The following is a 1,304-nucleotide window of genomic DNA, read 5'->3' on the forward strand; positions in this document are numbered from 1 at the left end:
TGTCAGAATATCTTGCCATGATTGATGATCAGCACCCGACTTTTACAATGACTGCATGATGCAATGGCTAAGGTGATAAGATGAGAAAATTAATTGTAGTTGCTTCCGTTGCTGCCGGTTTACTGACCGGGTGCGATCAGGGAAATACCGCCGGGAGTGAAAAAGCGGCTAAAGCACTTGTGGATAAATCGGTCTCTAATATGGTCCCCGTTCAGGGCGGTGAGTTTTTAATGGGCGATTTTGGACCGTTAGTCGGTGAAAAACTGCCTTTCAGCATACAACAGGATGATAAAATTTTACACAAGGTTATTTTAAGTGATTTTTCGATGTCAAAATATAAAGTTACCAACGATGATTTTAATTTTTATTTAAAAGTAACAGATAAAAATCCACCTATGGATATACTGGCAAAACGTCATCCTTCTCTGCTAAAGGGGGATTATCCTGCAGGTGTTATCTGGCAACTGGCAAAAGATTATTGTCAGTGGTTAGGTAAAAAATCCGGTAAAAAAATTGATTTGCCGACAGAGGCACAATGGGAGTTTGCGGCAAGATCCAGAGGTCAGTATTTTCCGTTTGCTACTAACAATGGTGAGTTTTTACCAGGAAAAAACGTCCCCAGCCAGGATGAACTGAATAAATACACTGACGGGATGGGGCTTCCCATTTATCCAGTAGGTAAATACCCATCAAACCCCTTAGGCCTGTATGATATGGGATTGAGTGGTTCAGAATGGACCAATGACTGGTATGCAGCAGATTATTACTCCCACTCTCCGGTAAACAATCCTCAGGGACCAGAGCAAGGGACCGAAAAAGTGTTGCGTGGGAATGTTGGCGGCGACAGACAATACGCATTGACTATGTTTAGACAATCTGCTTCACCACTCCCAGAAGAAGTTGATGGTGATTATGAAAAATATGGTGTTGGTCCACAGTATGTTTTTCGTTGCGTCATTAATAAATAACATTGTTTGACGGTGATGCATCTTATTTTAACCGAAGCAAGAACGTTCAATGTCTAAGGTTTCATTATTCTGGGTGATAAAACCACGCACAGCAGTAAAGCTATTTCTGTGTCATCAATGATGATTGTCAATGGTAAAAAAGTGGTGCTCATTGGTGATAAAACCCATTGTCATTCAGCGTGTCGGATCTTACATGGAGTAATTAAATATGAGCCTGACGGATACGTTACAGAATACCCTTTCCGGTTTGATGAATACCACCCTGAATCGCTATCAGCTTGACATTCCCTCCTGTACCTCGCCGCTGGATGTTGAAGATTTTTGCGGGACAGAAAC

1 protein-coding gene is annotated in these 1,304 nt (G+C 41.7%); it reads left to right on the top strand.

Going from position 1 to position 1,304, the window contains the following annotated elements:
- Positions 1-80: 80 nt before the first annotated feature.
- Positions 81-968 carry a formylglycine-generating enzyme family protein gene (locus tag BN3796_RS00015; RefSeq protein WP_061706422.1) on the top strand — a complete coding sequence of 296 codons (888 nt, stop codon included), beginning with the start codon at positions 81-83 and terminating at the stop codon, positions 966-968.
- Positions 969-1,304 lie beyond the last annotated feature (336 nt).

It is taken from the genome of Pseudenterobacter timonensis (assembly GCF_900021175.1).
Classification (GTDB): Bacteria; Pseudomonadota; Gammaproteobacteria; order Enterobacterales; family Enterobacteriaceae; genus Enterobacter; species Enterobacter timonensis.